Source organism: Adhaeretor mobilis (assembly GCF_007741515.1).
GTDB lineage: Bacteria > Planctomycetota > Planctomycetia > Pirellulales > Lacipirellulaceae > Adhaeretor > Adhaeretor mobilis.
Genome location: NZ_CP036263.1, coordinates 2,445,166 through 2,467,635, shown reverse-complemented (window position 1 = coordinate 2,467,635; position 22,470 = coordinate 2,445,166). Strand labels below are relative to the sequence as shown.

The window sequence follows — 22,470 nt, the reverse complement described above, 5'->3', positions numbered from 1 at the left end:
TCTGGGAACAGCCAAATGTCGGCAAGATCAGCCTTGGATTCGTGCCCCTGGGCAAGTTAAAGTAAAGGGAGGCATGAGTTTCCGGCGATCGTCGCCCTGGCATATACCATTTCGATTCCAGTCACGAGCACCCCTTCTTCGATGGCGGCTTCCCCCACTGCTGGCAGCAAGCACTTTGCCGCCGTCGAGCGTGACCGGTCGCTACTGTCTCCAAGTTTCATGGGGCTCCTGCTCACGCAGCTGCTCGGGGCTTCCAACGACAACATCCTGCGCTGGCTGATCATTGGAGTCGGAAAGCAGCATGTCGAGCAGTCTGGCGTGGGAATGATCCTCGCGGCAGGCACCGTCGCTTTTGTGCTGCCGTACCTGCTGCTAGCCGCCCCGGCAGGTTATCTCGCCGATCGTTTTAGCAAACGGCAAGTGATCGTAGCCTGCAAGTTGGCCGAGATGGTCATCATGGCTCTAGCCGTAGGCGCGATCCTTGTGGGCGAAGTCTGGCTACTACTCGCAGTTTTGGGACTCATGGGGGCGCAGAGCGCACTGTTCGGGCCATCAAAACTGGGTAGCATTCCCGAGATGCTCGACGATAGCCGCATCTCCGCGGCCAACGGGCTGATCGGTCTTACGACGGTCATCGCCACGGCCGTGGGTTCAGTTGTGGGAAGCGTATTGGCTGATGTGACGGGGCCATTCGGACAAGAAGGCTGGTGGCTCTCCGCGCTGGTCCTACTCGGAGTTGCCGGAGCGGGCTGGGGGACGAGCCTCCTGATCAAGCCGCTGCCAGTAGCGGCCCCTGACCGTCGATTCCCTTGGGACGCGTGGCAGCAAACCTTTCGCGATTTGAAAACCCTCGCCAAAACGCCCGGCATGTTGCGAGTGGCCATTGGCATCGCCTTCTTCTGGTCGTTGGGGGGCCTAGCGAATTTGAACATCGATCAATTCGCCGTCGAAGGTGGCAGCAGTCGACAGAGTCAAATGGCAGGATTGCTGGTCGCGCTGGTGGTCGGCGTTGGTGCGGGCAGCGTGCTCGCAGGGGTTTGGTCTAAAGGGCGTGTCGAGCTGGGCATGTTGCCCCTTGGCGCAGGAGGCTTGGCGTTCTGTGGACTCATGCTGTTCACAGTGGAAGGCGAACTATTCGCTCCTAGCGGAAGCTGGACCCTTAGCTACGTGGCTGCCAGCGTGCTGTTGTTCCTACTCGGTTTCTCCGGCGGCTTGTTCGATGTGCCACTAGCTTCCTACATGCAGCGATACAGTCCGTCGAACGAACGGGGCTCCATCCTCGCGGCAAGCAACTTCATTACCTTCTCGGGCATCTTGCTGGCATCGCTCGCATTCATGACGTTCCGGCTACCTACCCGCGACGCAGCATTGGAAAACGTCACCCAGCAATACGAATCTCAATCGGTAGAGCATGAGAAGGCAACGCTCATCTGGGAAGAAATGTTGCAAGTTAAGCAGAGTAACTTGCCGCTCGATAAATCTACCTTCATGGAACGCTACCCCGCGCATCCCGGGGTCGTGGACAAGGTCTACGACGAAGTGAACGGCCATCCCTTTATGAGTGCGCGGCAAATCTTCCTGCTGTGCGGCGTGCTTACGATTCCCGTATTCGCGTACATCGTTGTTTCGATTCCGCAAGCAACGATTCGCTTCCTCGCGTGGCTCATCACGCATACGTTCTATCGCATTAAGCTCAAGCAAGTAGAGAACCTTCCTGAGGAAGGTGCCGCGCTGCTCGCGCCCAACCACGTGTCATGGCTCGATGGGCTGCTCCTGGTAGCCATTTCGCAGCGACCAGTGCGCATGATCGTGGCGGGCAGCATGTTGGGTAGTTGGTGGTCGGATGGCATTGCGAGGATCATGCAGGCGATTCCGATCAAACGCTCGCCGAAGGCTGCCCGCTCGGCAATTGCCACTGCCCGCGACGCGCTCAACAATGGCGAGCTCGTCTGCATGTTCCCGGAAGGGGCGATCACTCGCAGCGGGCAGCTCCAGCCTTTCCGCCCTGGGATGCTGGAAATCTTGAAAGGAACCAACGCGTCGGTGCTGCCGGTCTACCTGGATGAGCTATGGGGCAGTATCTTTACGTTCCGTGGCGGCAGATTTTTCTGGAAGTGGCCCACAAAGCTGCTTCCTCGTCGCGTGTCCATTTGGTTTGGCGAGCAAATCGAATCGCCAAAGAATATCTATCAGGTCCGTGACGCCGTCCAGCAACTGAGTGCCACGGCGGCCACAGCAAGAAAGCAACACACCATGATTTTGCCGCGCGCCATGATTCGCAAATGCCGCAAGTCGATGTTCCGGTGGAAAATAGCCGACTCGAGCGGCGTGTCGCTCACCGGTGGTCAGATCTTGCTGAAGACTTTCATCCTGCGACGGCTCTTGCAGCGAGACGTTTTTACAGCTGAAGAGAAGTACGTCGGCATTCTAATCCCGCCCTCGACTGGCGCAGTTGTAGTAAACAATGCCGTCACGCTCTGCGGCAAGGTTGCCTGTAACTTGAACTACACGGTGTCTGCCGAAATCATGAATCGCTGCATTGCGAAGGCAGGTATCAAGCATGTGCTCACCACGCAGAAAGTTCTCGACAAGCTCGATATGAAGATCGATGCTGAGATCGTGCTCTTGGAGGACTTCAAAGAGAAAGTCACTCTCGCAGACAAACTTGCTGGTGTCACCATGGCGTACGCAACGCCGGCGGCGCTACTCGATCAAATTCTTGGGCTCAATCGACTCACCGGCGACGATGAACTCACCGTCATCTTCACTTCCGGCAGCACAGGCGATCCGAAGGGCGTTGTACTGACTTTCCACAATGTGGGATCAAACGTCGACGCGATCGATCATGTGATCCACCTTACCAAGAACGATACCGTACTCGGCGTCGTGCCGTTCTTCCACTCGCTAGGCTTCACGGTCACGCTGTGGACGATCATGGGCCTGGACGTTCGCGCAGCGTATCACTTCTCACCGTTAGAAGCGAAGCAGATCGGCAAGCTCGCCAAGAAATGGGACGCCAGCGTCATGCTCGCGACTCCCACGTTCTTGAGAAACTATCTGCGACGTTGCGACCCGGCTGACTTCGAGAAACTGGAAATCGCAGTGGGTGGTGCCGAAAAGCTGCCCGTCGCGCTTTGCGAAGCCTTCGAGAAGAAATTCGGTGTACGACCCGTCGAGGGCTACGGCACGACCGAGCTATCGCCGCTGGTTTCCGTAAACGTGCCGCCAAGCCGTTCGCATCACGAGCAAATCGATCTCAAAGAAGGCACCGTGGGTCGCCCCGTGCCTGGTGTCGCTGCAAAGATCGTCGATCCCGATTCTTTCGAAGACTTACCCATCGATACCGCGGGCATGCTCATGGTAAAGGGCCCGAACGTCATGAAGGGCTACCTGAACCAGCCCGAGAAGACCGCCGAGGTGATGCGCGACGGTTGGTACACCACCGGCGACCTCGCGAAGATCGACAAGCATGGCTTTATCGAGATCACCGGCCGCTTGAGCCGCTTTTCAAAAATTGGCGGCGAGATGGTCCCCCATCTCAAAATCGAAGAGTCCATCGCTGAGTTTGTGGCTGACGGCAACGAGGACGAAGTGCTCGTCGTCGTATCCTCTGTGCCGGACGAGAGGAAAGGCGAGCGGCTGATCGTGCTTCACAAGAAGCTCAACTACACGCCTGAGCAAATCATCGAACATCTCCGGAGTTTGGGGCTGCCCAACATCTATATCCCTGGCAAGGACAGCTTCCTCGAAGTCGAGGAGATCCCGCTGCTCGGCACAGGTAAACTCGACCTCAAAGGCATCAGCGACTTGGCGTGGGAAAACTTTGGAGACAAGTAGCGAGACATGCGCTTTCATGTGGTTCGTGTCGCACAGACGCGTACCGCTCACATTTGTATAATTTTGCACTTAAGAATGTCCCAAAAGCTACAGGCTTGTCACGTTTTGGAACTCTGATACTGAGACGGCTTTCGGAACGCCAGCATCGACGTAAGTCGTGGTGCGAGGTGCTTAGTCAGAGAAGTCCCAATAACGTCTGTTATTGGGACATTATCTACCCCAGGTCGATGCCTCACGTGTTGCGAAGGCGATCTGGCTGAATGACACAGAACATTTTCACCTTTGTCACAAAACTGAAGACTGTGGTGGCTCCCCATCACCTTTTGTTGGGTTGCAGATTTGACACCACCGACTCTGAGGTCTTCGCCACCTCTTGTAGTTTGAGTGGACCTTTCAAGAGAGCAATTGGCCCAACTTCCTGCAGCTTAGGTCACGCCCTCAACGATGGCGTTTCAGTTCCCGAGCCGAACTCGGCGGTCCTGGCAATCCTTTGCGTCTTTGCGCCCTTCGCTCGGTTTCCGTCAATGGCCTAGCTTCCTCCGAGGTTTGCTGGCCCGGGTGTTACCAGTACGGGCTGCCTGCCAGAGGCAATCGGTTGATTCCCGCACTCACTCGAACTATATTCAAACTTAGGCTCCTGACCGATATCAGCAGCAGTAGCCGACTTTCGTTGATGTGCTGCAGATTCTCATCTTTGACCAACCTCATTCCAGAGACCGCTAATGTTACGCACGATGATCTTGCGCGCCGCCACCTGTTTTTCTAGGTCGCTCCCGCGGTTAGCGCCGGTGGCCCTTACACTTGCTTGCCTGCTAACGCCACACGACGCGTTCGCACAAATCGATAAGAGCACGCCGATCCTCTTTCGGTCGAGCATCGAGGCGATATCGGCTGGTGGCGTTGCGACGCTGCCCTTAGGCCCCGGCGGCGCCGGGGTGCTGACCGAGATCTCGCTCAACTTGGCGAAAGGCTCTGAATCGACTCGGCAGTACTCGACGGTCGCGCCTGACATGATCGTCGCCCCCGACATGATTGTCGCGCCCGACATGCTAGCGGGACCCGGGCCCGGCGGCGCCGACGGTTTTGAGTTTGACCTCTACCGCTCGATCGACCTGCGATTCGATCTCGGATTCACCGACATCGATCCCGACGCCGACTTCGCAGCTTTATTGGGCGAATCGCCGGTCGCCAGAGCGCAATCGAACCTTGAAATCGTCTCGGAACCGACAACTTTTGTATTCGATTCCAGCGACCCCGGGTACGGGATGGTGAGCGGCCGCAAGCCACCGTTTCGTGGGCACGTGACGGTTCTAAAGATCTCGTTTCCCGGGGGCGGGGGAGACATCGACCTGGCGGCCGACGGCCTTTTGTTGGAGCTGATCGCGGGATCCGACAACTATACCACCGACCCCACCAGCGGTGAGTTGTTGCACGAAGCCGACTTGACCATCAGTCTGACCGGTGCCTACGCCGGTCAGCCGTTCGAGGCGTTAGGCCTGACCGGAAGCATCAGCGACCGTGGCCACTTTGTACCGGAACCGAATATGGCCAGCCTTGTGGCTCTGGCCGCGATCTCTGCGGCGTGCTTCCGCCGCAAGTTTGTTTGATGTCGTATTGAGACTACTACCACCGCGCCTGACGCACTCACTTGCAGAACGACAAAGGTCTGGTCAAAGTTCGATGTGATGACGAATTGGCCTCATGAGTTGCTGCTCAAAACGAACCGAACGCAGTACCAGGCCAAAGAATTGTGTAGTCCGGCTGATGGCAAACGGATATCTGGCGCCCAGCTATGGTCGACGTTTATGACACAGTACATTTTTGTCCTGAGCAGCGAACGGTAGTCTGTTTCTCAGCAAATGAGTGCCCCGCCTTAGGCTCGAAGGACCAGGTGGCCCTGGGTGATTTCTCACCCAGGGCTCCCACAGACCCGTACGTGCCCGCATTAGAGCATACGGTTCCTCAAATCACGGTTTCGCTGCGTACAGAAGCGACGAAGCAGTGCGCAGAATTTCTGCCAGGTCATCGAGCGGATGTTGTTGCGGCGGTTAAGCCACTTACGCCATCGAAGTTCGACTTCCCAGAGAAACCTTGCAAACGCTTTCGAATTCCCGGTGACGCCGTAGTACGCGTAGTGCCCGCGGAGCTTCTGATTTAGCTTTTGTTGCTGCTCTGCAATCGGCAAATGCCTGTTGTCGCGGCACCATCTGTCGATGCTGCACACGGCACGGGTGAAACGATCGGCAGCGGTCTTCAACTTGACCACCCAGTGACCTTTTCGAGACACAGCCCAGTAGTGGGTGAATCCGAGCAAGTCAAACGTACCAGGACGGTCATCAGGACTGTTGCCCTTCTTCGTCCGCGACGAAGGAGGGCGAAACAGAACGAGTTTCGTCTTGGTGGGATGGACGGTCAGCCCATACTTGCCAAATCGTTTGGGAATGACTTCCATCACACGTGCGGCGTCACGCTGATTGCGTAACCCGATCACGAAGTCATCCGCATAGCGGATGAGGAAGGCATTTTCCGTCAGGCGTGGCTTCACCTCTTGTTCGAACCATTGATCCAGCACGTAGTGCAAGAACACGTTCGAGATTAACGGTGAAATGACACCACCCTGGGGCGATCCGGCATCGGGGTAACTAACGTCCCCGCCTTCCATCACGCCCGCTTTCAACCACTTGTCGATCAGACGTAGCAACACGCCATCACGCACCCTCAGTCGGAGAAACTGCCGCAGGTATTGATGATCCAAATTATCAAAAAACTTTCGGATATCGACCTCCAACACCATGCTGCCTCTTGGCCAACAGTTCATCGTCTGCTCGCGAAAGGAGTCGAGCGCTTGGTGTGCCGAGCGGCCAGGTCGGAAGCCGCAGGAACAGTCCAAGAAGTCCTGCTCGTAGATCGCTTCCAACAGCATGACTACCGCACGCTGGAGAATTTTATCCTCCAGCGTGGGAATTCCTAATGGGCGTGTCTCCGTAGTGGAGCCGCCTTTTGGAATGTGCACTCGTCGCACCGGAGGTGCTTGGTAGTCGCCGGACTTCGCACGGTCGAGCAAGCTCTGGAGGTTGTTCTCCAGGTCCTGTTCGTACTGTTCCGCGTTCACTCCGTCGACACCCACGGCACCATCCTTACGCGTACGTCGATACGCTTCCTTGAGCCAGTCGATGTCCATTAGATAGGCAAGCGAGGTGAAGGCCATCTCTGGTGACTGTTTCGCCAACACTGCTATCCGTTTCTGTTTCGTGGACACGCTTGTCGAATTTCGATGCATTCGTCGTGTTTCTCAAAAACGGTTCCATGATTCGACGTCTCGCTTCCCTCCACTGGCTCCAACGGGGTGAAGTTCGCCAGCTTCAGCGGTACTATCAAGACGCTATGACTTCCTGCTGCCCATCTCGCCGCACTTCGTTTCCTTCGTTTGGCGATACCTCGGTTGCACTCGTTATTCGTTCCCTGACGGACGAGTGCGCCGCCAAGGCCTGGAGTTGTTTACCCGGTGTCTCCGACCGGGAAGTTGCCGAGGAAGCAACAGGATCTCTCAAGTTCCTGGGGAATCTCAATCATCCGTTTGCCATGTTCTTAACCGACGCCGGCAGGACTGTTTGCACCAGACCATTACGGTGCAGTAGCGTGGCCCTTGGTCATCGAAAGGCAAAGGCTCCCGCGATTGGGTCTTTCGACGCTCAATAGCATGGCTTTCGGACTCGCTGTCTACGCTTCGCAGTAGCGGTTGCCCGACACCACGCAAGACTCGCTTCCAGTTACTGGTCAAGCTCTACTGGACGGGGTTCTCGCCCGCAAGATTCCGATGAAAGGTTTCAAAGGTGTAGATTACATCTCATTCCCCTTTCCCAAGCTTTCTTGACGCAATCGATGCCACCTTAGTCACTTAGCGAGGTGGCCAAATCTGTGCCTCAAACGATGAATTGGGCCGATTTTGGGGCTGCCGTTCGAGACAGCGGTCATCGACACCGCCGGGAGTTAGCACTAACCGCCATCCGCAGCGGCTGATGCAACCTCACGCACGGTGCATTTCTCGAAAAACATGGCGGTCTTGAACTTGGGCGAACAACGTTGAGCCCTATTTCCACTGAAAAAAAGCGGCAACAGTCTATTCAGACTGCCTCCATTTGTTCGCAAATGAGTGAATTTTGAGCATAATGTAGCGTCTTGCGTGACAAGCAGAATTCGACATGCCGGGGGTGGCCTGACTGTCGGGATGCTGTTGCGGATCTTTTTCAGGGCACACTTCTTAATTATTGGACACCAAGTACAACACCATGACACGCCGCTCTATCAATCTGCCTCGCACCCTACGTCGATTGGGCCTCGAACAACTCGAAGCTCGCCACCTACTGACTGCCGTGCCCTTTGGTCCCGAGATCGTCATCGATACCAACGAGGCGTCGGACATACTGATCGCTTTCGCTGACCTCGATGGCGATGGCGATCTTGATATGGTCGGCGGTGACGATGGCTTGTTCTGGTACGAGAACACCGACGGCGATGGCACGTTCGGCGCCCCGCAAACAATCGCTGACGCGATCGTGGATGAGATTGCCGTCAACGTTCGCGATATCGAGGTAGGCGACATCGACCGCGATGGTGACCTCGATGTGTTGGCTTCGTCTGTCACCGATTCAGCTGTCGGTTGGTGGGCCAATGACGGCTCGGGAAACTTCGGTGCTAGGAATTTGATTTCGGGGCAGTCGAGCGTCGGCGCGTCGGTCGAGCTGGTGGACTACGACTCTGACGGCGATCTCGACGTGCTCGCCAACGGCGACAGCGTTGACATCTACGCCAACGACGGATCCGGTAGCTTCTCATCGGATGGCAACTTCTCGTTTGCCATTAACTATCTGGACACGGCAAACTTCGATCGGGATGGCTCGATCGATGTAGTCGCGGCGGATGTCGCCAACGACCAAATCGTGCTACGCACGGCCGCAGGAACTGCGGTGGTCGCGGTCAATGACCCCGGTAATCTGGTCGCCATCGATCTGGACGGTGATGGCGATCAGGACGTGGTCGCCACGTCCGAAGGGGATGGCAGCCTGCTCTGGTACCAGAACGACAGTTCGTTGGGCAATTTCTTTGCAGGCGGCGCCAGCCCGCTAACGATCGACAACTCGCTGCTAGGCGCGTTCGACGTGCAAGCTGGCGATTTCGACGCAGACGGCGACCTTGACCTGCTGGCGTCTGGCACAGCGGGCGACACCATCGCTTGGTACGAGAACGATGGGGCTGCCAACCCGATGTTTGTGCGTCACAATTTAACCACCGCCGCGAATGGCGCCGAGAATGTGGCAATCGCCGACATTGACGGTGATGGCGATCTGGATGTTTCGTATGTCTCTTCCAGCGATAATCGTCGTGTGTGGCGGCGAAACATGGCGATTCATGCCGCCCACACGATCAACGATCAGTCGGAAGTCACGATCGAAAGTACCATTTATGGCGCTATTTTTGCGACGACGGCTGACATCGATGGAGATGGGGATCTCGACGTTCTGGGGGTGTCTCTCAGTCTCAATATCGTTGCCTGGTGGGAGAATACGTCGGTAAATGGCTCTGCTTGGACCGAGCATACCATTGACGGCGATTTCATCGGGGCTGAATCAGTCCGCACGGCAGACGTTGACGGCGATGGCGACCTCGATGTGGTCGGGGCAGCGCAGCTTGCCGGTGAAATTGCTTGGTGGGAGAACACGTCTGGGGATGGCTTCGCTTGGACCAAGCACGCGATTGATGGCAGCTTTGTTGGAGCCTCTTCGATCAATACGGCGGACGTTGACGGGGATGGCGATATTGATGTTCTCGGGACATCACAGAATGACGATGACGTTGCCTGGTGGGAGAACACGTCCGGAGATGGCTCTGCGTGGACCAAGCATACGATCGACAGCTCGTTTGATTTTGCCCGCTCGGTCATCACAGCCGACGTGGACGGGGATGGCGATCTTGATGTGCTCGCGTTAGCGCCCTGGGACATGGAGGTGACTTGGTGGGAGAACACGCTTGGGGATGGCTCCGCTTGGAACGAACATACAATCGACAACGACTTGGCTGGCGTCTATTCGGTTAGCACAGCCGATGTCGACGGAGATGGTGATCTTGATGCGCTGGGAGCAGCACTTTCCGGTGAGATGGTGTGGTGGGAGAACTCGGCTGGCGACGGCACTGTTTGGACCGAGTACACAATCGGCAGTAACTTTAGTGGCGACATTTGGGTCAGCACAGCGGACCTTGACGGAGACGGCGATCTCGATGTGCTCGGAGCAGGACAGAGTCTCGATGACGTTGCTTGGTGGGAGAACACGTCTGGAGATGGCTCCGTCTGGGCCATTCATGCGATTGATGGCGACTTCACTAGCCCCCGCTCAGTGGTTCCGGCGGACATCGACGGAGATGGCGACCTGGACGTGCTTGCGGCGGCATTTGAAGCGAGCAGTATTACTTGGTGGGAGAACCGCAGAGAGCAAGCCCGGCTGACCACCACTGACATCACTCCTCCAGAGATATCGACAGGAGCAACCGCTGCCCTGCTCCGTATCGACTTTGCTCACCTTGGGCAGCTTGGCGAACCGTCAGCCAAATGGGAAAGCATAACCCTTCGCATTGAAGATCAATATGGCGCGGCCCTCTCTGACAGTCTAGCGAAGGGCTTGATCGAGCGGCTGGAACTCTATCGCGACGATGGCGATGGCGTGTTCAACGGCGCCGACAGCCTCATTGCGTCTGCCGAGACCTTCTCGCTAACCGATGGGGCGCTATCGTTACTGCTTGCCGATGATGATCCCAATCGGGAGGTCACTGCCTCGGCAAGCGAGTCTTTCTTCGTGGTTGTTTCGCTACCTTCCGAACCTGAGTCCCTACCTCAGAATCAGTTCCGAGTCTCTCACATCACCGGAGACGTCGACGACAACCTCATCACTTACGCTGATTCTGACGAGAAATTACTGACCCTCGCTCAGCCGAACACACCTTCTTCAGTGGTAGAGGTGTCTCCGATTCTCTCCGCCTCGTTAACTCAACTCGATGCCACTCCTACCAACGCATCTGCGGTGCGTTATTCGGTAGAGTTCAGTGACGAGGTCACAGGCGTCGGAATCGACGACTTCTCCCTAGCAACCACCGGATCCGCCGCTGGAAGCGTTTCGTCGGTGACCGAAATCACCCCCTCTAGCTATGAGGTGACCATCGGAACGGTGACTGGTGCTGGCACGCTACGGCTCGATCTCGTCGATGACGATTCCATTCTTGACACCGGTGGTAAACCGTTAGGTTCCTACGGCGTAGGCAATGGCAAAGTCATCGGCGAAGCTTACGAGGTCGATCGCGTTGCACCGCTGGTGACCTCGATCCTGTTAGAAGGAACCAACCTCACCAGCGCCGATACGGTGAGTTTTCTTGTGAACTTCGGTGAGGCGGTCAGCGGTGTTGACACGAGCGATTTTTCGCTCGCCAGTACCGAAACTGCAGCCGGAAACATCTCGGAGGTCGCGGCGACTACGGCGAACCAATATCGAGTGACTGTCGACTCGATCAGCGGTGACGGTACCCTGCAACTTAATCTCGTCGATGACGACTCGATCATAGACTCGGTATTGAATCCGTTAGCTGGCGCAGGCAACGGCAATGGTGAATTTGCCGGAGAGTTTTTCTCGATCGACAACACCGGTCCTAGTGTGCTTAGCATCGTTACTACGATGCCGACGGCGACAAGCCTAGCGACGCTCACCTACGAGGTGACATTCGACGAGCCGGTGGAAGCCGTCGACAACTCGGACTTTGAGCTGATCACCACCGGTACCGTGTCGGGATTCGTGCAGTCTGTCACCGGCAGCGGTACGGTTCGTACCATCACGATTGCCAACGTCGTGGGCGAAGGCACGCTGCGGCTCGACCTGAACGACGACGATTCGGTTCTCGACCTCGTTGGCAATGCACTTGGCGGAACCGGAACTAACAATGGGGATTTTGCAGGCGAGGTCTACACACTCGATCACCTACCACCGGAAGTGTTGGGCATTGTGCGCTTCGACGCCGAGGCGGTTTACGGCGCACCCCTTAGGTTCTTAGTGAACTTCAACGAGTCTGTAATCGGCGTCGATTCTTCTGATTTCGAAATCACGACGACCGACACCGCCAGTGGCACGATTGGCACGATCACCGAGCTGCTGCCCAGTTCGTACTTGGTCGAGATCGACAACATCGAAGGCGAGGGCACGATCGGTTTGAACTTGGTGGACGACGATTCGATTATCGACACAGTTGCCGATCCCGCACCGCTTCCGCTGGGCGGAGTAGGCACGAGTAACGGCGATGCGATCGGTCAGGTCTATACATTGGCTACGCCACCGACGGGTGACTTCGACATCGATGGTGATGTCGATGGCGCTGACTTTCTCGTTTGGCAGCGCGGCTTTGGCACCACTTACGACGCCGACGATCTACAAGACTGGTCAGACAACTATGGCAATCCAGCGGCATCTTCGGCAGCAGCGACAAACGCTTTCTCTGCAGCACTGACGAGTGACGACACCCTTGCTTCCAGAGTCTCGGCCAACGAGACACCTACCGATGGGGCATTTTTCTTATGGTCGGACGAGGAAGACCAAGCTGCAGAACCCGCCCTACTCGACGAAACGGCGCCTTCGGAGACAACTTCAGCAGCCCCAGCTATCGACAGTCGTGCACTCACACCAGCCGCCGATGCAGAAACCGCCGACCTCTACGTGAGCGGCGAAAGTGAAGCTGAAACCGCTCAGCAGGAGTGGCTCAGCGAGGAACTCTTAGAACGCGTGTTTGGCTCGTAGGCAACGCGAGTCCTATATCGCTTCGGTGACCACGACCGCGTGCATTTTGAGGAGAGCCAAATTGAAGTCGGGTGGACCAACATCAGCAGATTCCGTCCGACGCTTACTCGCTGAGGTTGTCCAATCCGCTGTCAGTTTGGGCAGCAAGTTATCTAACACATGAGTGACCCTCATGGGTCGCTTGTAGTGCAATACTACACGAATGTGGGCGGTACCCTACAGACGCCTCCCATTTCGCCGCGGTGCTTGCACCGTGATGTGGTAAACTCGCTACCGTTGCGCCGTCTTGCTGTCAGCGCGAGCTTCGCGAAGCGGGCTACCAGCTTGCGAACATTGGTGAGCGACTTGCACGAACTTCTGCCGGCGTGCCGGACCAATATTCTCCAGGCCATCGCTAAGTTGGGCGATCGACTCAGGCCGGCGTTCTGCGGCGTAGGAAAGGTTACCGACAAAGTTCATGGTATCAACAAAATTGCGGTCGGTTGTTTTGCCAACAAACGGATGCACCGCCCTGGCGAGCAGCTCCATGCTGGGTCGATTGAGCCGCACAAACGTGTCCAGCCTTGCGGCCACGTAGGGACGACCGTTGGTTTCAGTCATCGAACCGCTACGCAATAGCAGCACACAATTCGCAGTGACTGGACGCTTGAAGGGTCTCCCCTCGTAGCTTCCCTCGGAGTACATCACCACACGGTTTTGAGCACGATCTTCGCAAAGCTGCTCCACGATGGCCAAGGTGCCTGTAGTGCCCATCCCGTCGGTAAGATCGAATGTGTAAGGCCCCGTGCGAATCAGTTGTACGTTGCTCACTCCCAACTTCCGCCAAATTTCGACCAACACCTCTGGGTTCTGCGCGAGGAACGTGAACATCTCCGGCTGGCAATCCACAACGTCCGTCGGTAGGCGGCGGTACAGACTCGGATCGCTGAGCACCATGCTAACCTTATCGCGATGGTCGCGATGAATGCGCGCAAGTGGGATCGCTTGTCGTGCCTCATTGCGAGCCTCGTCAGAAGTCGTGGCAGACGAGCCACTTTCTGCCGCTTGCAGAGTCGTAGCGCACAGTCCCAACGCAACGAGACCTATCGCTAATAAGTCGCACAGCGTGCGCAACGGTATTTGGATTCGCCCATACCCTGGGCGCAGAAGTGCTATCATCATCCCCCCCCCTAACATCGATCCAAACAGCGGATCCGAACAGCAAAGTGTAAAACTTTGCCGGTCACGGAAACTTCTTCGGCAATCGGAGGCCCCCAACCGTAGAGAAAATTCCCGTAGGGAATCTGGCTAAGAGGAATTACTCAGCCTGGGTGCTAGCAAGCCAATCAGGTCTACGCCTGTTTTTTACTCACCAATCAGAAATTGGCTCGCACCGACACTTCCTCCTCAATTCGCTTGACCAGCTCGCAAAGACCGCAAGGGAGAAGTGTCGGTGTGCGCAGCACAGGAGGTTGTTAAGGTGCGAAATGCTTGATCTGTAGGCCTCTTGTCGCAAGCGACCCCGACACGTGTCTGATGGAGCCGCCAGAGCCGGCAAAGTTCTCAGCGGACGAAGTGTCGCGGCTAGCCGACTCGGCCAGTTCATGTCGATGACTTGTGGGCAACTGACAACCCTGGAGGCCCGCGATACCTAGAGCTAACCGGCTTACTTCAAGTTGTCAGCCTTTTGCTTGCCGGCTTTCAGCTTCTTAATACGCACGTTGCGATACCACACGTCGTTGCCGTGATCTTGCAAACTGATGTGGCCGTTCTTGTTCTTGGCAAATTTCTCCCAAGTGGCGAACTTGCTGGCTGCCAGCTTGCGATTCCATTCTTCACCGTTTCGCTCCGCATCGACAACGATCTTGCCGTTGAGGAAATGCTTGATCCGATTTCCGCGAACGACGATCCGGCCCGTATTCCACTCGCCCGCCGGCTTCACAACCTGCTTGGTCGGGGCATACATTGCGTAGAGCGAGCCAGCAGAGGTCATGGTGTTCCCGCCATCCTTGTGAGACTCGTTATCAAGAACTTGGTACTCCATGCCCGACTTGTACGGCTGAGCGTCGCCCGTGGATACGTGATAGAGCACGCCACTGTTGCCACCCTCAGAGATTTTCCAATCAAAGCGTAAATCGAAGTTGTCGTACTTTTCTGATGTCATGATGTCGCCACCACCCGCAGTGCGGCTTAGAACTCCTTCTTCGACTTTCCAATTCTTAGGCCATTCCTGCGTCTTATAGCCAATCCACTTCTGGGCCGCATCTTCCCCGAGCAGGGCCGAAAAACCCTTCTCTTTTTTATCGTTCTTTTCGCTCTTGCCTTCGTGATCGTCGGCATGGGCGAAAGTGGCGAGAGTAAATAGGGTAAGTAAGCTCAATACCGTGGCATGACGAAAACGCATAGAAGACAGTTCCTAAGTAGGAGGAATGAGATCGGTAATACTCTCGCTTTGCAGCAATCCAATATAGGGCTACGATCTTGGTCTAGCAAACGCGCTGTCTATGGGCACTACAATAGCCCACGAGCACCGTATTTCGAGCTTTCTTGACAGATAGCATTCACTCGCATTGGCAGCATTTACTCGTGATGTCAGCTAAGCCGCAAGCGGCGGACAAGGACCCCCGTTATTCCAGAGCAATACGCACCGCTGATCGACTTCCTCACCGCCTGCTGGTTCGGCATCATCGGCGCGTGCGTGGGTAGCTTCCTCAATGTGGTGGCCTATCGCATGCCCCTGGGCATGAGCGTCATCTGGAAGCCCTCGCACTGCCCAAAGTGCGAAACGCCGATCCTCGCTCGCGACAACGTGCCCGTACTGGGCTGGCTGTGGCTACGCGGCAAATGCCGCTCGTGCAGCGAGCCCATCTCTCCGCGCTACGCAATCGTAGAAGCGGTGATGGCGCTCACGTTTATCGTGTTGGCGTACGCGGAGCTTTTCAGCGGCGGAGCAAACCTGCCCACGGGGCCGCTAACCGAGGGACGTGGGGCACTAGAAAATATTCTTGAGCCGCATTGGACGCTACTAAGGGTTTATGCGTTTCACTGCGCGCTGATGTGTGTGTTGATGTGCGTAGTGCTAGTCGATCTGGATGGGGTGCGATTTCCGTGGTCTTGGATCGTGCCCCTGATATTTGCTTTCTTGATCCTTACCAAGTGGACGTACTATGACGCCAAGCCAATTATGAGCGATGAATTGCCAAAGAGTTCCGGCCTAGCAGTGGTCTTACTTCCCTTTCTACTGGTTTGGTTCTTTGGTCAAGATTCGACCGGTCGCAAGAATTCGTACTTCCTATTTGCTGCTGCAAGTGCCTTCCTTGGTTTCGGAGTTCTCCCAACGATCACTGCATTAACCGTAGCATGTGTTGCCATCCTATGGGCCGGAACTCGAGTAGCAAAGCCACCGATCACTCGCCAGCGCCTATTCGGTTCTGACTTCTACTTGGCATCTATGCTTCAGATCGTTTTCTGGAAACAACTCCATGCGATAATTGCCCCCTAGTCGCAGGGCTGCGCACCGCGGCTATTGCTGGCGCATTAGCTTCGCCGCATCCCGCGCGAAATATGTCAGCACGCCATCCGCTCCGGCTCGCTTGAACGCCAGTAGGCTCTCCAGCATCACCGCTTCACGATCCAACCAACCGTTCTGTGCTGCAGCGTTGAGCATCGCGTACTCGCCGCTTACTTGGTACGCGAACGTGGGCACGGCGAACGTTTCCTTCACACGCCGCACAATATCCAAGTACGGCATGCCCGGCTTGACCATCACGCTGTCGGCCCCTTCGGCAATATCGAGGGCCACTTCGCGGAGTGCCTCATCGCCATTGGCAGGATCCATTTGGTAAGTATGCTTGTCGCCGCCACCCAGATTACCGCTAGAACCGACCGCGTCGCGGAAGGGTCCGTAGAAGGCTGACGCATACTTCGCAGCGTACGACATGATCTGTACGTCGAGAAAGCCGCGTTCGTCTAACGCCTTGCGAATCGCACCCACGCGGCCATCCATCATGTCGCTGGGAGCAATCACGTCGCACCCTGCTTCGGCTTGCACGAGCGACTGTTTGCACAGCATTTCGAGAGTCTCGTCGTTCACCACATAGTCATCGCGCACGAGCCCATCCTGCCCGTGACTGGAATAGGGATCGAGCGCCACATCGCAGACGACACCGATCGAATCTCCATGAGCCTGCTTCACGGCACGCACCGCGCGGCACACAAGATTTCCGGGGTTGATCGCCTCTTCGCACTCGGGAGTCTTCAAGGCAGGATCGGTCGCTGGGAACAATGCGACAGCAGGGAGGCCCAGATCAACCGCTTCGCCGACGGCTTCGACAAGCAAATCAATCGATATCCGCTCAACACCCGGCATAGAGGGGATTGATTCCCGCTGACTCTCACCCTCGCGAATAAACAGTGGCCAGATGAGATCGCTGGCCGAGAGCTGCTGCTCACTCACTAGCTGACGAGACCACTTATGTCGTCGCACTCGGCGCATACGTGTTGTCGGGAAGGAACTGCTCAGTCTGTCTTGATCGCTCGACATGCTCACTACTACTTACGTTTGACTTTTCTCAAATGTCCGTTGGCGTTCCGCAAAGGACTCCTAAAGTACACTTCCATTATCCAATGCCGGCGACCTAAAATCTATGGGAACCTCGGTGCCGTTTCCTTTTAACTGACACTTCCCATGCCTGACGAACCGCAAATCCAACTCGGTCCGTTTCATTTTAAGCCGGCCGCGGTCAGAATGCGCGGCAAGCCTGAGCTCGAAGAATGGCGTGGACCCCTGCAATTTGCCCTGTGGTGCCAGCGAGCTAGCCCTTGGTGGATTGGCGATATGATCAACGCCGGCGAAGACATGTTCGGCGAGGAATTCGGCGAAGTCTGCGGCGATACGCTCTCGACCGAGATGGTCAGCCGTTACGCTTCTATCGCCAGAAGAGTGCCTCCCGAGAACCGCCGTCCCAATCTGTCCTGGAGCGCCCACGCCACGGTAGCCCGTTTGCCGTCCGCCCAACAGAGGCGCATGCTCGCAGAGGCCGAGAAGAGAGGCCTCAACAGCGAAGAGTTGCGTAAACGGGTACAGGCGATGGTCAAGGAGCTTGAAGGTTGAAAGAAGGATTCACGCGATTACGTTTTCGCACCGGCGAGTTCCTAGCTCACGGCTATTTCTTGATGGCGATGTTCGCACTGAATACTAACAACTGAAAACAGAAAACTCTCTTATGCCTTCTGGAACTCGCTACGATTCGATGCAATACAACCGTTGCGGACGAAGCGGCCTCAAGCTGCCTGCGGTGTCTCTTGGTCTGTGGCATAACTTTGGTGGAGTGGACGAGCAAAGTGTTGCTCGCGAGATCGTGTGGAGCGCGTTCGATCGTGGCGTCACGCATTTCGACCTAGCGAATAACTACGGCCCACCACCCGGCTCAGCGGAAGAGAACTTCGGGAACCTGCTCGCCGCGGACTTGGGCACGCATCGCGATGAGCTGATCATTAGCACCAAAGCTGGCTATCACATGTGGGAAGGTCCCTACGGTGATTGGGGATCGCGCAAGTATTTGCTGGCGAGCCTCGACCAAAGCCTCGAACGCCTGGGCCTCGACTATGTGGACATCTTTTACTCGCACCGCCCCGATCCCGAGACGCCACTCGAAGAAACCATGGGTGCCGTCGCCACAGCTGTAAAGCAGGGCAAAGCGCTGTACGCCGGAATCTCTAACTACAAAGCGGCAGAAACTCGTGAAGCGGCCAAGTTGCTCAAGGAAATGGGTTGTCCGCTATTAATCCACCAGCCGCGGTACTCCATGTTCGACCGCTGGGTGGAGGAGGATGGGCTGCTGGAAACCCTGGAAGAGGTGGGCGCGGGCTGTATCCCCTTCTCGCCGTTAGCACAGGGACTGCTCACCGATCGCTATCTCAATGGCATCCCCGAAGATTCTCGCATCGCCAAAGAGCACGGCTTTTTGCAGGAGAATCAGCTCACCGAGGAGACTTTGGAGAGAATTCGCTCACTCAACGCACTTGCCGGCGAGCGCGGTCAGTCGCTCGCCCAAATGGCTCTCGCCTGGGTGCTGCGGAAGTCGCAGGTGACCACGGTGCTGATTGGTGCCAGCAGCGTAGAACAGCTCGATCAAAATCTCGATTGCTTGGACAAGCTCGAATTCAGCGAGGATGAAATCGGTACTATCGAGTCGGTTCTTGACTAAGCGGCCCCGTTAGCCGACGAGCTTGCTCGCCGTGAGCGCCGCTACTAGTTCGCCCGCCCACCCACATGTTCCGGCGAGTCCGCCTGCTCAGCCGTACTCGCCTGCTCATACGGCATCAAAATCTCATCTGGGTCGAGCCCCGCGATGCTCTTGAATGCCCCGTCGGCAATCGCGCCGCCAAGCTGGGTGACTTTCTTGTAGTAGCGATTCGAGTGTCGCCGACCGGTGTACTTCTGCTGGAACTGCTCGCACATGACTTCGGCCGCCTGGCGCACGATCTCGTCGGGGTGGCGGCTACCGTACAAACTTGTGCACAACATCGTGATCAAGTCTTGGCAGCGCTGGCTCAACTCAGCCATGCGGCATTGGCGATCAGCCAGCGACAACTGGAACTTCATCATCGTGTCGGAAATCTCGACCGACATCTTCTGCATGTTCGTGCAGGCAAACTCAGCATAGCTGCGCAGCTCACCCGACATTGCTGGTAGTTCGCTTTTGGCGGTAGGCAGCAGCTTGCGACCGACCAACCATTTCAAATACGGCAGTGCCACTCCCTTGAGTGCCCAAGCGTGAGCTGGGTTGAACGGATTAGGCTTCTTAATTCCATGGGCGGCCAGCACTTTGCCAACCGGCTCGAAGTACGTCTTCCCATGGTCTTTGACCAATGATTTGAAGAACGCCATCGCGAGCATCTCGCCTTCGCCCTCGTAAATGCATGGTGCGAGGTATTCATGCACATTGTCACCCAGCAAATGCCCATGCAGGAACGAGCGACCGCCGTGGGTTTTCATGAACAGTTCGATAGCAGCGTGCTTCTGCGCTTCGCTGCCGAAAATCTTGGCGATCACGCATTCCATTTCACCGCGATAACCTTGGTCGATAAGCCCCGCACACCAAGCAGTGAGCGCGTCGCAGGCGACAATGAGCCCAGCCATTTCACCCATGCGGCGTTGCACAAGTTCGCGTTTCGCAATAGCCGCACTGTAGGTCACGCGAAAATTCGCCCAAGGGATCATACTCGCCAGCATGATTCGCATGGTGCCTGCGGCATTCGCACAAAGCGAAACACGCCCCAGGTTCAGTCCGTGGTAGGCAATCGTCAACCCATCACCCTTGGTCGGCGTAAGCAAGTTTTCCTTGGGGACGCGAAAGTCGTTGAAGATGATGCCCTGGTTGTACGTATGCTTGAGTGCCCACAGGCCGTACTTGCGAAGCTGAAAGTTTGCATTCTCTTTCTTCGGTAGATCTACAATTAGCACGGCCGGCTTGTTTTCAACCAGGCACACCAGGCCAATGGTTCGGCCGGGCACAACGTTGGTGATAAACAGTTTTTCGCCGTTGACCACAAACTCGTCGCCCTCAAGCACAGCCGTCGTGCGCAGTGCCGTCAGGTCGCTTCCGGCACACGGCTCGGTCAATGCAAATGCACTCAGGCGATTACCATTCCCCAAATCGGGCAAGAAACGCTGCTTCTGCTCGTCGGTGCCGAACGTGCGCACGGGATCAACCGCGCCAATACAGCCATGCACCGAGGCGAGACCCGCGATCGTCGGATCGAGCATGGCCATCTCGGTGATAAACGGCGCAAAGGAAGCGAAGGGCGTCCCGCTGCCGCCATGTTCCTTATCGACCAGCAAGCCCCAGTAGCCGACAGCTGCCAATTCCTGCATCACCTCCTCGGTGATTTTGCCCTTGTCGTCCAGTACTGTCTTCGCGTCGCGATGCCGCCGCACCACGGCCAACGAATCGTCCATCACTTTGCGAATGTCAGCCGGCGTCTCCGGATCGACACTAGCAAACAGTTCAACCGGCACTCCCCGTTCCCACACAGCACGATGCGCAGGACTGTTCACCGTCTGGTACTGAGGAGCAAAGAGCGACTCGACCTGATCGTCCGCCTTGTCGATCGCCCCCGTGCGACGCGCCTCGTCATCGCTCTTCCCGCCCAACTTCAAGGCGGTTTCCGCAAAAGAGGCTTCGTTGTCCGTGTCTGTTGGTGGTGTGGTTTCAGTAGCCATTTCAGATCCTTCGTGTGCGGGCAACGACGCGTTCAAAACCGCTGCCTTGGAGAGCTTTCTCTCAATTATACCGCGCCTTTACCACTTGGTCGTTGTTTGTCGACTGCGTTGACTTTAAGATTATTTAGCGATTTCCTGTTAGCCCGAAGAGGTTAGACGCATAAACGTATAAACATACTGCCTTGGCTCGCTTTATTTGCACTACTCTTTAGCGCTCCCACGATTGTGTTACTCGCAGGACATGTCAAAGAGACTCGAGAGCTTGCAAGACAGGGGGTTTGTAAAAATGAACTCAAGCAATTCGCCTGAATCTATAGGATTTCCATCAGTCAACTGCTCGAACGCCCTTTCCCGAAGCGATCCAGAAGAAGCTGGACACTGCAATGTGAGCACGGGTGAATCATTCGACACATTTCCTCTCGTCTCTAAATCCTAAACCCTAGACTATCGACTCTTAAATGCACGACCCTCGCATCACCAAGCTCGCCAACCTGCTGCTCGACCACAGCTGTGAAATCAAGAAGGGCGAGAAGATTCTCATCGAAGCATTCGACCTCCCAGAGCCGAATCTCGTGTGCGCCCTCGTGGAAGGTGCCTCCGAACGCGGTGCGATTCCGCTAGTCACCACGAAACAAAATGCCGTGCTGCGATCGCTCTACCAGACGGCTACCGACGAAAGCATGAAGGCCAATGCCGAATTCGAAGGTGCCCGCATGAACGCCTGCCAAGCGTATGTCGGCATTCGCGGCGCGGCCAATAGCAGCCAGTTTGCCGATGTGCCACACGAGCGCATGGACCTGTTCCAGAAGCATTGGTGGAAGCCCGTGCACGGCAGCATCCGTGTGCCGGACACCAAGTGGGTCGTATTGCGCTACCCGACCGACTCGTTCGCGCAAGCGGCGAATATGAGCAGCGCGGCCTTCGAAGACTTTTACTTTGATGTCTGCACGGCCGACTACGCCGCCATGGGCCGTGCGCAAGAGCCGCTAGTCAAACGTATGGAAGCGGCCGATAAGGTGCGAATTGTGTCACCCGGAACCGAGCTCACTTTCTCAATCAAAGACATCCCGGTGATCCCCTGCAATGGCGATCGCAACATCCCCGATGGAGAAGTGTTCACCGCACCCGTGCGAGACAGCATCAACGGGGTGATCAAGTTCAATACGCAGTCACGCTACCAAGGCACCGTGTTTAGCGACATTGAGTTTGAATTCAAAGACGGGCAAATCGTCCGTGCTGAAAGTAGCGATACCGAACGCCTCAACGCGATTCTCGATTCCGACGAGGGTGCCCGTTACTGCGGCGAGTGGTCTATGGGGACAAACAACCGCGTGCGCCATCCGATGCTCGACACACTGTTCGACGAAAAAATCGGCGGCAGCTTCCACCTTACGCCTGGGCAAGCGTACGAAGAGGCCAATAACGGCAACAACAGCCAAATCCATTGGGATCTCGTACTCATCCAGCGCGTGGACTACGGCGGCGGCGAAATCTATTTCGACGACGAGCTACTCCGTAAAGATGGCCACTTTGTGCCCAAGGACCTGCAAGGACTTAATGAAGGGCTGTAACCAGGCAGAGGTTGTTAACCGTCAACGT

The 22,470-nt window shown here is 56.3% G+C and carries 14 protein-coding genes; 8 read left to right on the top strand and 6 right to left on the bottom strand.

Features of this window, described 5'->3' with window-relative positions:
* Nucleotides 1-141 precede the first annotated feature (141 nt).
* Both HG15A2_RS09700 and HG15A2_RS09695 read left to right on the top strand, forming a co-directional pair.
* A complete protein-coding gene (locus HG15A2_RS09700; protein ID WP_145059987.1) occupies nucleotides 142-3,837 on the top strand; it encodes an MFS transporter in 3,696 nt (1,231 codons plus the stop codon).
* A 722-nt stretch (nucleotides 3,838-4,559) separates the two neighbouring features.
* Nucleotides 4,560-5,444, top strand: coding sequence for a hypothetical protein (locus HG15A2_RS09695; protein WP_218932446.1), 885 nt, complete (start codon nucleotides 4,560-4,562; stop codon nucleotides 5,442-5,444).
* Between the two features lie 338 nt (nucleotides 5,445-5,782).
* Here HG15A2_RS09695 and ltrA read toward each other — a convergent pair whose 3' ends face one another.
* Complete coding sequence (gene ltrA / locus HG15A2_RS09690; protein WP_145059985.1) at nucleotides 5,783-7,117, bottom strand: group II intron reverse transcriptase/maturase; 1,335 nt, start codon at nucleotides 7,115-7,117, stop codon at nucleotides 5,783-5,785.
* 26 nt (nucleotides 7,118-7,143) lie between these two features.
* Here ltrA and HG15A2_RS09685 point away from each other — a divergent pair, with 26 nt between their 5' ends.
* Both HG15A2_RS09685 and HG15A2_RS09680 read left to right on the top strand, forming a co-directional pair.
* Nucleotides 7,144-7,536 (top strand): hypothetical protein, encoded by a 393-nt coding sequence (locus tag HG15A2_RS09685; RefSeq protein WP_145059983.1) that lies wholly within the window; start codon nucleotides 7,144-7,146, stop codon nucleotides 7,534-7,536.
* 590 nt (nucleotides 7,537-8,126) lie between these two features.
* On the top strand, nucleotides 8,127-12,665 hold the full coding sequence (locus HG15A2_RS09680) for an FG-GAP repeat domain-containing protein (protein ID WP_145059982.1): 4,539 nt from the start codon (nucleotides 8,127-8,129) through the stop codon (nucleotides 12,663-12,665).
* A 12-nt stretch (nucleotides 12,666-12,677) separates the two neighbouring features.
* Here the strand turns inward: HG15A2_RS09680 and HG15A2_RS23910 are convergent, their stop codons facing one another.
* The 3 genes from HG15A2_RS23910 to HG15A2_RS09670 form a co-directional block, all read right to left on the bottom strand.
* Nucleotides 12,678-12,839 (bottom strand): hypothetical protein, encoded by a 162-nt coding sequence (locus HG15A2_RS23910; RefSeq protein WP_218932445.1) that lies wholly within the window; start codon nucleotides 12,837-12,839, stop codon nucleotides 12,678-12,680.
* 96 nt (nucleotides 12,840-12,935) lie between these two features.
* On the bottom strand, nucleotides 12,936-13,826 hold the full coding sequence (locus HG15A2_RS09675; protein WP_218932444.1) for a hypothetical protein: 891 nt from the start codon (nucleotides 13,824-13,826) through the stop codon (nucleotides 12,936-12,938).
* Between the two features lie 484 nt (nucleotides 13,827-14,310).
* Nucleotides 14,311-15,048 carry a 3-keto-disaccharide hydrolase gene (locus HG15A2_RS09670; protein ID WP_145059978.1) on the bottom strand — a complete coding sequence of 246 codons (738 nt, stop codon included), beginning with the start codon at nucleotides 15,046-15,048 and terminating at the stop codon, nucleotides 14,311-14,313.
* A 225-nt stretch (nucleotides 15,049-15,273) separates the two neighbouring features.
* Between HG15A2_RS09670 and HG15A2_RS09665 the strand changes: the two genes are divergently transcribed.
* Entirely contained in the window at nucleotides 15,274-16,146 is an 873-nt protein-coding gene (locus HG15A2_RS09665; protein ID WP_315851225.1) for an A24 family peptidase, read from the top strand.
* A gap of 21 nt (nucleotides 16,147-16,167) precedes the next feature.
* On the opposite strand, the gene hemB is transcribed toward HG15A2_RS09665, so the two are convergent.
* Entirely contained in the window at nucleotides 16,168-17,187 is a 1,020-nt protein-coding gene (hemB, locus tag HG15A2_RS09660; protein WP_145059974.1) for a porphobilinogen synthase, read from the bottom strand.
* A 144-nt stretch (nucleotides 17,188-17,331) separates the two neighbouring features.
* Here hemB and HG15A2_RS09655 point away from each other — a divergent pair, with 144 nt between their 5' ends.
* Entirely contained in the window at nucleotides 17,332-17,757 is a 426-nt protein-coding gene (locus tag HG15A2_RS09655; protein WP_145059973.1) for a hypothetical protein, read from the top strand.
* Nucleotides 17,758-17,869: 112 nt separating this feature from the next.
* On the top strand, nucleotides 17,870-18,853 hold the full coding sequence (mgrA, locus tag HG15A2_RS09650) for an L-glyceraldehyde 3-phosphate reductase (protein ID WP_145059971.1): 984 nt from the start codon (nucleotides 17,870-17,872) through the stop codon (nucleotides 18,851-18,853).
* A gap of 44 nt (nucleotides 18,854-18,897) precedes the next feature.
* Here mgrA and HG15A2_RS09645 read toward each other — a convergent pair whose 3' ends face one another.
* The gene (locus HG15A2_RS09645) at nucleotides 18,898-20,871 is read right to left on the bottom strand and encodes an acyl-CoA dehydrogenase family protein (protein WP_145059969.1); all 1,974 of its coding nucleotides are present in this window, start codon (nucleotides 20,869-20,871) and stop codon (nucleotides 18,898-18,900) included.
* A 458-nt stretch (nucleotides 20,872-21,329) separates the two neighbouring features.
* On the opposite strand from HG15A2_RS09645, the gene HG15A2_RS09640 reads away from it, so the two are divergent.
* A complete protein-coding gene (locus tag HG15A2_RS09640) occupies nucleotides 21,330-22,442 on the top strand; it encodes an aminopeptidase (RefSeq protein WP_145059968.1) in 1,113 nt (370 codons plus the stop codon).
* The last annotated feature ends 28 nt before the right edge of the window (nucleotides 22,443-22,470 follow it).